This window comes from Veillonella dispar, from assembly GCF_937975875.1.
In the GTDB taxonomy this organism is placed as follows: Bacteria; Bacillota; Negativicutes; order Veillonellales; family Veillonellaceae; genus Veillonella; species Veillonella dispar_B.
Window position 1 is genome coordinate 1 of record NZ_CALJSP010000140.1, and the last position, 8,500, is coordinate 8,500.

General features: G+C 35.5%; 12 protein-coding genes. All 12 read right to left on the bottom strand.

The window, feature by feature from the left end; all coding sequences use genetic code 11:
* Positions 1-1,109: phage tail sheath subtilisin-like domain-containing protein (locus Q7P05_RS06720; RefSeq protein ID WP_303931248.1), on the bottom strand; the 1,109-nt coding region annotated here is incomplete at its 3' end.
* Complete coding sequence (locus Q7P05_RS06725; RefSeq protein ID WP_303931251.1) at positions 1,109-1,573, bottom strand: DUF6838 family protein; 465 nt, start codon at positions 1,571-1,573, stop codon at positions 1,109-1,111. The genes Q7P05_RS06725 and Q7P05_RS06720, both read right to left, overlap by 1 nt.
* Positions 1,566-1,967 carry an HK97 gp10 family phage protein gene (locus Q7P05_RS06730; protein WP_195186480.1) on the bottom strand — a complete coding sequence of 134 codons (402 nt, stop codon included), beginning with the start codon at positions 1,965-1,967 and terminating at the stop codon, positions 1,566-1,568. The genes Q7P05_RS06725 and Q7P05_RS06730 overlap by 8 nt, the downstream gene beginning before the upstream one ends.
* Entirely contained in the window at positions 1,967-2,308 is a 342-nt protein-coding gene (locus tag Q7P05_RS06735; protein WP_279007775.1) for a phage head closure protein, read from the bottom strand. Before Q7P05_RS06735 ends, Q7P05_RS06730 begins: the two co-directional genes overlap by 1 nt.
* The gene (locus Q7P05_RS06740) at positions 2,301-2,606 is read right to left on the bottom strand and encodes a head-tail connector protein (RefSeq protein WP_195186478.1); all 306 of its coding nucleotides are present in this window, start codon (positions 2,604-2,606) and stop codon (positions 2,301-2,303) included. The genes Q7P05_RS06735 and Q7P05_RS06740 overlap by 8 nt, the downstream gene beginning before the upstream one ends.
* Positions 2,607-2,615: 9 nt before the next feature.
* A complete protein-coding gene (locus Q7P05_RS06745; protein ID WP_294026908.1) occupies positions 2,616-3,767 on the bottom strand; it encodes a phage major capsid protein in 1,152 nt (383 codons plus the stop codon).
* Positions 3,768-3,822: 55 nt separating this feature from the next.
* Positions 3,823-4,413, bottom strand: coding sequence for an HK97 family phage prohead protease (locus tag Q7P05_RS06750; RefSeq protein ID WP_303931257.1), 591 nt, complete (start codon positions 4,411-4,413; stop codon positions 3,823-3,825).
* Positions 4,355-5,623: a phage portal protein gene (locus Q7P05_RS06755; protein WP_303931259.1), complete on the bottom strand. Its 1,269-nt coding sequence runs from the start codon at positions 5,621-5,623 to the stop codon at positions 4,355-4,357. Before Q7P05_RS06755 ends, Q7P05_RS06750 begins: the two co-directional genes overlap by 59 nt.
* A 13-nt stretch (positions 5,624-5,636) precedes the next feature.
* Complete coding sequence (locus Q7P05_RS06760; RefSeq protein ID WP_303931261.1) at positions 5,637-7,298, bottom strand: terminase large subunit; 1,662 nt, start codon at positions 7,296-7,298, stop codon at positions 5,637-5,639.
* Entirely contained in the window at positions 7,295-7,657 is a 363-nt protein-coding gene (locus tag Q7P05_RS06765) for a hypothetical protein (protein WP_287536188.1), read from the bottom strand. The genes Q7P05_RS06760 and Q7P05_RS06765 overlap by 4 nt, the downstream gene beginning before the upstream one ends.
* Before the next feature lie 113 nt (positions 7,658-7,770).
* Complete coding sequence (locus Q7P05_RS06770) at positions 7,771-8,166, bottom strand: HNH endonuclease signature motif containing protein (protein ID WP_303931264.1); 396 nt, start codon at positions 8,164-8,166, stop codon at positions 7,771-7,773.
* A 38-nt stretch (positions 8,167-8,204) separates the two neighbouring features.
* Positions 8,205-8,500, bottom strand: a 296-nt coding sequence (locus tag Q7P05_RS06775; RefSeq protein ID WP_303931267.1) for an HNH endonuclease signature motif containing protein, incomplete at its 5' end; no start/stop codon positions are given.

Consider the following 8,500-nt stretch of genomic DNA (forward strand, 5'->3'; position numbering starts at 1 on the left):
GATGCCGCCGCAGCAGCATGCAGCGAGGCAGGCGCCAAGAGATGCGTACCGCTCATAACTTCATCATCACTCATTTTTGCTAATTCTTCTTTTGTGAATAAGCCATGGGATAATTGGTATGTTCGAACTGCTTCACAATCAATTTCACATGTAGAGTAATCTTTTTGTAACAATCGTTCATTTTCCAATTGTTTGAAATAACCTAGAATTGCACTAATCAGCAAACATTTGTTCTCGTAATCATTTGTATATTTACCAATGTAAGAATCTTGTGCGGTTTTTCTGATATCGTCATAAATCATATCCATAATGTCTACAATTTTAATTGTTTGATATCCTTCTAATTTTCCTTGGCTTGTTGTTACCAAAGAATTCATGGCACGACTCATTTTAAACTTTTCGCCATCATACCAAATAAAGAATTTACCTTCATTTACCATTGTATCCATCTCATCTTGAGTATGACGGTCACAATCAATGACTTCTGTTAATGGTGCATATGTAGCACTTTGTGTCATATTTGTGCCTGCAACAAGACCTGCAATGCGTGCGGTATATTCTGCTGCTTTATACTCACGATCTGCTGTAACAACCTTAGTGTTACCAAAATTAATTACACCTTCGTAATCTGCATTAGAACCCGGCAATACCACCTTAATTTTTTTGAATTTATTCTCACGTGCTGTTTTCACCCACGTTGCAACATACTCTAATTGAGCAGTTTCAATTGTCGGAATTGCTAAATAATCAAAACGTTCTGTAAGCATTGCTTTTAATGGTTCTTGGAATCTATCTGCACCAGCTTTATCTCCACCTTGTTGCATCATATATACAACAACTTTCAAAGGTGGTTTGTTGTAGCCTTTTAAGGCTTTTAAGATGTAATCCTTATTTTTATCAGATAGTTCTTCTGGAATATCATCTACTGTATATACCAAGAATGGATTTGGTAGTACTTCGTGTCCATTAGTTTTTGTTGCTAGTTTATCAATTACTTGCTTTGTATCTTCTAAAATCAATGCAACAATCCCACGTTGGGAACGTTGAATGGCTTCAATACCAGCTTCAATAAATTTAACTACAACTGTAGGCATTCCTAATTTAGCCATTATTTATCCTCCACTTCTACTGTTAATGAGACATCACCCATCATGATGCCTTCTTCTTTCATTTTTTCAATTCGTCCTGTTGTATCCATAAATGTAATATCCATTGTGATTTGTAAGATATCATCTTCCTCTCCTACTCTATCTTGCTGAATATCATCCACATGTAAATAACGATCACCAACAGGAAATCCCATTTGAAACAGTATTAAAAATTTATCAAACACTGTTAAATAGTGTTCTTCATCCTTATCTTCATTGCTAGGGAAATATGTAGCAATGATAGTTACATTTCTTTTAATAAAGTTCTTTGTTTGCATCTCTGAACTCATTAAAAGCTTTACAAAAAAGCACGGCATAGTGAACTCTTCTAAAACCTCGTCACTATATACCGTGCATTTATATTCGTCATGTAGTTTCTTTGCCACAGCTCTCCATATTGCCACTTGTGATAATCGGTTAGCCATTCTTTATCTTCTTCCTCAGCTTTTTAAACATGTGTCCACCAACAGCTTCTCTTATATCATTACGATTCTTTTCAACTGTTCGTTTAAAGAAAAATGTCCCCTGTTTGAATCCTTTAATTTTTCCATGCATAGTTTTCATCACATGCCCACGTTCAACTAAATGAAAATGAGGTGATGTATTTCGCAATGTTGCTTCTAACGTACTGCTACTATTACCATTGATTGCCATTTTCCAACTCTTGGAAATTTTGCGTTTTCTACCTTTACCAACAGGTGATGCGCTAACTAATTCCTTTTTCATTCGGTTAGCTTCTTTCCGCATAGCTTTTTCCGCCTCTAATGGATACTCTTTAATGTATGAGTCCAATCTCCCCATAAAAGTTTTTATATCCATTATTTCCCTCGTTTATAGATATGACACATCAATTCTAATTTTGTATGCTCTTCATATGGATCAATTACAGTTTTAACTTTATAGACTACATCCTTATATCTGATTAATACACCATCAGTTATTCCACTTCTATATCTGATTGTAATCTTATATAATTCGTCTACTTTTTCTTTATACATTTCCAGATATTGTCTGCCACGTAATGGTTCAATACGTGCCCAAATTCTATTTGGAATTAGCCTTACTAATTTTTGCTTAGTAATTCCATTGCTCTCAATATCTTGATATGCCAATACTTCAATTCGTTTCGTTAATCTTCCGATTCCGTCTATATTAAGCATTCTCTGTCACCTCTTTAGGATAATTTTTAGATAGTGCAATATGACGAATTATAGGAGCTAGCGTGAATGGTAAATCATGAACAAATGTTTTTGAGGAAGTTGCCTCACGATTTTCGTACCAATGAGCAACCATATATTGAACGGCTCTACGGTATAGTGGCTCGTCAATATATGGTTTCCCAGTCATTTGCTCAATATACGTGACAGCAGCAGAGATAGATTCATCGATAAACATATCATCTTCTGTAATATCTTCATCGATTCGTAAATAAAGTTTTACATCTTCTACCGTCAACATAAATTACACCTATGCTTTCTTAGCCAATTTAACCAAAGAATTTGTATCGACAGGCTTGCCATCACAAATCATTGTAGATTTACGAACAATATCATCTGTTTCGTTATCTTCATATGTTTTTACACCAATTTGATAGTTAGTATTTAATGCATAATCTTCAAATCGATAAATGAACGCTACAATATCACCTGTTGTAGCCGCATCAATGTTTTTAAGGTAAGGCACAATCAATACGCCACGACCAAGAATAGAGCGTTCTGGTTTCCCACCCATGCCATAGTTAACACGTGCAATTGGTTGACCATTCTTATCTGTCATACCTTCAATGTTCATAAAGGTTTTCTTTGTCATTACCCAAACAGAGCCTTCTTCATATTCAACAGGTAGTTCCCCTTCTGCTTTTACAAGTGTTGCATAGTCAAAGTCTTTAACATCTAATTTCACGCCAGCAGCCGCATCCTTTAAAATGCCTGTAGGTTGACCATTACCAGTACCATTGATAATAGCATTCTCAATAGCTTTAACCATTGCTTTGGATACGTTATTAGAAATCATATTTTCAAATGCAGATAATGCCATTACAGATGTTTCTAAAGAAATAGATACTCGGCATTGTAGTTTGAAGTGACCAAATTGGATGTTACCAGTTGTTGCTTTTTGACGATCAGAACCTGTTCCTTCAGCTACCCATGTAGCTACAGGCATTACATTGCTTGTAGGAATTGCAAGACCAGATTTAAAGTTTGTATTGGTAACTAATGGCAATACCATGCCAACACTTTCCATTTTTTGAACAATCTTGTTCAAAACTGTAGGTGGGATTACTGCACCAATATCTGTAGTTAATGTATTTTCATTTTGACGTAATTCAGCAGGAATTGGTGTATTGTTCATTACATATTGCATGAATGCATTGCGATATTCTACAGAATCAAATACTTCTGCACCTTGTGCACGTTGTTCTGCTACAGGTACAGGCACTGTAGTAGCAGTAGGAACAGTATTCAAAATTGCTGTTCTACGTTCTAGTTCAGTTTCTTCTGCTTCCAATGCACGCAACTCAGTTTCAATTTCATCAAGATTCAAGTTAACTTGTGTAGTGTCTTCCAACATTGCACGCAATTCTGCTCTACGTTGTCTAATTTGTTCCAAACGATTCATATTATCTCTCCTTTTAGGTAATAAAAAAACACGCTTACTGCGTGTCTAATACTTTTTATGTCATGGCCAATAATGTTAGCCGTTTTCTTTTTTCGATATCTTCATATCTCTCATAGTCCCCATTTGCCCTAGCACTAACCGATGTGCCTTTATATGCAGGGTTATCTACAATAGATACGTCATATACCGCTTTTACTGATTTAATTTTCCGTGTATAGACTTTATTTTCTCGGTCAATCTCTTCTTCTTCACCATTAACAATAAAGGCAAATGACATTTTATTTAGATCACCACGTTTAATTAAAGAATACACATCATTTCCAATCGAAGTGTCTGCTACATCCCCTGTCAATTTCAATCCTTTTTCATCAACAGTTAATTGCAATGTTCCACTAGCAGTTCTAGCAAATAGCATACCGCCATGATTGTAATTTAATACGCATTGACTAAAATCAGTATTATCAAATGCGCCTGGTAAAATCACTTCACGATATTCATACCCAGTATATTCAGATTTCCAAATTAGTGTTTCTTCATTGAAAACTGCGGCATATCCTTCTACTGTTCGTGTTTGAATATCATCAGTATCATTCTGTATCGCTTGCACCGTCATCATTCGGTGTTCCATTTTCCGGTTCTTCCTCATTTGTATCACCTCCTTTCGATGCATTAATTTGATACTTAGATAAATCCTCATATTTAGCAAAGTTAAGGCTTACTAGGCGTTTATCCCCACCTTCAACCCCTTCATAACCAAATATTTCACGGATTTCATTCACAGTAATTGCGCCTGTAGGCAATAGTGCCTGACTTACTTTAATTCTACTAGCTACAGACATGTAAGATAATCGATTACTTTCTAGGATGATTTCATTCCCATGTCCTTTTTCACGGCTAGTAAAAAGTTTTTCTGTAAACTCCTGTGTTAGCTTAATAGCAATAGGCTCTAGTACAGATTCATAGAATGCTATGTATTCATCTTCTGTGTAATCCCCACTTACAATTTTTTCGTTAAGCCCAAAGTGCTTATACACCATATCTCTAGCAAAGTCCATTTGTCCTTTGTTGAATGTACTTATGGTAGTTGTAAGTTGTTGAAATGTAGCCTTGTTATCTAGCGTTGCAATACCACTGCCATTTTCATTTGATACATATCTGTCCGTAAATTGTTTCCACAATGCTTGTTGGTCATCTTCACGAACTGTTCCTTCAAAATTGATAATCCCACGTAGTGAATTGCCATTTTTAACAGAATTAATAATTGCTGCTTTTACGGCATGTAATAAATCAAGGTCTTCTTTCAATGCCTTTGAGTTATCCTCGCCAAATAATTGATGGGTGTTAAAATGCCTTTTAATGTGAATCACCGCATCATATAGTACAGTCATGCTTTTACCGTTAATAAACTGGAACTTCACATATAAATTATTTGCAGTGTCTACCTTAATTTCAACGCTGCCAAAATCTAATGGATACAACCCAGTAATTACACCATTTATATCACGCTGAATATAAATGAAAGCATTGTTGTAGTTAAAGTACTGTGCAACAACCTTTTCAAGAAATTCACTAGCCGTCATAAATGGGTTTGGTCTTGTACCTAATATATGATTGATAGACTGTAACCCTGCCACCATTCCATCACTTGTTCGTCTAACATGTTTTAATTTCATTTTTCCAAGATGTCTAGCAATCGTATCAGTACAATCTCTGAAGGTTGTATCTGTATATGGCACCCCACTAAAAGGTGTGAATACATTTGTATATCCATCTAAAAATTCTGCACCAGTTAAATTAGCTTTATCGGTATTTCCAAATCCAAATATTTTATTAAAGATATTTCGATAGTTCATCATTTCACCTCCTTTCCTAAATAACATTGTGGTAATCTTCTTGATTTCGTTCATACTCAACGTATGCATCTAACATTGATGCGAATCCATCAATTCTCTTCTTTGCATGAATAGATTTAGTTGGCTGGATATTGCCATTACGATCTACATCTATTTCCACGTTAGCCATACACCATTTCAATATAGGATTGTTATCATAGTTGATTAATTTTGCTTCTAGTTCTGCGCCTAGTGCTTTCATTGGACCACTCAGAGTTTTCTTGCCTTGAATGACTGGGTTCATTACAGAACGCCCAAACTCTGATTTCATATCTTCTACAAAATATGCTGCACTCCATCCGTCATACCCACATTTATATAAATAGATATCATCTTCCTCTTGTCTTTCTTTAAACCATTCAACAATCAGCCGATAATCTATTCGGTTGCCTGGTGATTTTCGTATGAAGCCCCTCTTGTACCATACATCATATGGCACCTTATCTTCTTGTACTCGTTTATCAAACAAATCTTCTGGAATCCAGTACATTTGCTTAACGTATTTCACAGGATCATTAGGCACCATAAATAATAATGTTGCACAAGTAAGGTCTGTCGTTGCTGATAAATCTATTCCACCAATCCCATATCGTGGCTTTAACGCTGCTATATCAAAAGTAGCCGTATTGTTAAGTTGTTCAAATGTCAAGAATGCTTCCGATGAAGTTTCACGAATATTAAAGTCTTTTGTTAAAAGGTTGGTAACATGGATAGGATTATTTTGTGCGGTTTTTACCTTTTCAGCTAATTGGCTTGCACTCTTAATAGTTCCTAGTCCCGGATTAGCCTTTGCCCAACAATTAGGGTCAGTCCATTCCTTTCGACTGTCTAACTCATAAATGATTGGTAATATCCTTTCATTTTGGTACCCCTGTTCATCATCGTAACCATCTACTATTTGGCATGCTTCGTCATACTTAATATCGTATATGCTTTCACGCACAGTACCAGCTGTACTAGTGATGATAGTCAATGGTTGTTCCCTTGCGCTCATGCCATCAACGATTACATCATATAGATTTTTGTCCTTGATAGCATGTAATTCATCAATAAGCGCTCCGTGTACATTAAGCCCATCTAAGCTATTTGATTCTGATGATAACGGTACAAACTTACCGTCATTCACATCGCACAATATTCGATTGACCCGTACATGACAAACCTTGTTTAGCGACTTTGATTTCTTAATCATTTTCGCTGCTTCATCCCATATAATTTTTGCTTGGTCACGTTTCGTGGCAGCGCTATATATTTCAGCACCCATCTCACCATCAGCAACCAATAAAAAAAGGCCTATTGCGGCCGCTAGAGTGGACTTACCGTTTTTACGTGCCACAATAAGAATTAGTTCCTGGTATTCTCTTACTTTGGTATCTTTATCTACGAACCCAAAAAGAGCTGCAATCAAGGCTTTTTGCCATAATTCAAGCTTTACAGGCTTCCCAGCCCATTTACCTTTAGAGTGTTTACAGAACAGTTCAATGAAATCAATTGCAACTTCTGCTCTGTCTTTGTCATAAATATATTGCTCTGGAGTCTCCAGCTTATCGACTAAATGTTTATAGACCCTACGTACACGATCAGATACAACTATGTCCCCATCAACTATTTGGTTATAGTATTCTCTGATTGGGTTCATCGTTTTACACGGTCCATTAAGAATTTCTTAAATTCTTCATCATCATCTTCATTTTTAGACTGTGGCAATTCGCCAAGTAGAACTTTTATGATTGAAATATAGTTCTTCATGAGCGTGTTGTAAGCCTTCGATTCAGTCGATTCTTTTTTGCCAAATTGATTATTTCCGTTGCAATATTCTTCTACAAAACCTACTTTTTCTAATTCAATTTGTAGGTCATCTAATTGCATTTCCATATGAACAGCTTGTTCGATTGATTTCTTAATTAACTTTTTCTTTTCTTGTGAAAGTTCTTTAAAAATCCTGTTATATTCTGAAATCCTCTTCTTTTTTAACTTTTCTTTTTCTTCATTTGCCATCTCCCATCACTCCTTTGTCAACTACACCCCTCACATGTGCGACCTGTGTGTTACACGAAACTCCAGCACCGGTGTAGAAAAAAATATTTTCACCATAAAATTATGGGGGGGAGTCAATTATTATCATGTTCATTATCATTTACAGCTACTAAATCACCTAACTCGTTGAATATCATCCCACGTGTCGGTCTAACTAATAGGCTTGCACCGCTCGTCAATCCATTAGGTGTAGTCATAGCATCTAGCTCTGCATGTATTGCATTATGACATTCAATACATAAGAACATAAGATTATCCCAACCATATGCAACCGCATCATTGTTAATGTTGTTTGGGGTTAGTGGCTTTTTATGATGTACTACCCAACGTTGTCTAGTCCCATCTACCTTATTGATACTTTTTAATCCATGGCATCTTTCACATATATATAGCTTTGATTCTGCATATGCCTTTGCACATCTTCTCCACCTATATGAATTATAGAAATTTTTAGAATACTCTTTTGCCATTTTTTAAAATATCCCCTTTTTTTCTAGGCCACTACATTTTATACATCATATCCCATTGATCTACGATTAATTGCATATGCTTCATCATATGTAATACCTTCACGCTCTGCTACTTTATTTAAGCAATCATCTTTAGTTGGATATTGGCCACTATGTGTATTGATATGGCATTGTGTACAGAGTTGTATTAAGTTTTCCTTAATATCTCCACCGCCACTACCACGTGTATTAATATGATGTGGTTCTATATTCGTTCTTTGTCCGCATATTTCACAATATGGCTTTTTTTTTTTTTTTTTTTTTTTTTTTTTTTTTTTTTTTTTTTTTTTTTTTT

What these genes read in the sequence shown, in the direction of transcription:
- Q7P05_RS06725 (WP_303931251.1), bottom strand. Translation starts at nt 1,573, where the DNA reads ATGGCTAACCGATTATCACAAGTGGCAATATGGAGAGCTGTGGCAAAG.
- Q7P05_RS06730 (WP_195186480.1), bottom strand. Translation starts at nt 1,967, where the DNA reads ATGGATATAAAAACTTTTATGGGGAGATTGGACTCATACATTAAAGAG.
- Q7P05_RS06735 (WP_279007775.1), bottom strand. Translation starts at nt 2,308, where the DNA reads ATGCTTAATATAGACGGAATCGGAAGATTAACGAAACGAATTGAAGTA.
- Q7P05_RS06740 (WP_195186478.1), bottom strand. Translation starts at nt 2,606, where the DNA reads ATGTTGACGGTAGAAGATGTAAAACTTTATTTACGAATCGATGAAGAT.
- Q7P05_RS06745 (WP_294026908.1), bottom strand. Translation starts at nt 3,767, where the DNA reads ATGAATCGTTTGGAACAAATTAGACAACGTAGAGCAGAATTGCGTGCA.
- Q7P05_RS06750 (WP_303931257.1), bottom strand. Translation starts at nt 4,413, where the DNA reads ATGAGGAAGAACCGGAAAATGGAACACCGAATGATGACGGTGCAAGCG.
- Q7P05_RS06755 (WP_303931259.1), bottom strand. Translation starts at nt 5,623, where the DNA reads ATGATGAACTATCGAAATATCTTTAATAAAATATTTGGATTTGGAAAT.
- Q7P05_RS06760 (WP_303931261.1), bottom strand. Translation starts at nt 7,298, where the DNA reads ATGAACCCAATCAGAGAATACTATAACCAAATAGTTGATGGGGACATA.
- Q7P05_RS06765 (WP_287536188.1), bottom strand. Translation starts at nt 7,657, where the DNA reads ATGGCAAATGAAGAAAAAGAAAAGTTAAAAAAGAAGAGGATTTCAGAA.
- Q7P05_RS06770 (WP_303931264.1), bottom strand. Translation starts at nt 8,166, where the DNA reads ATGGCAAAAGAGTATTCTAAAAATTTCTATAATTCATATAGGTGGAGA.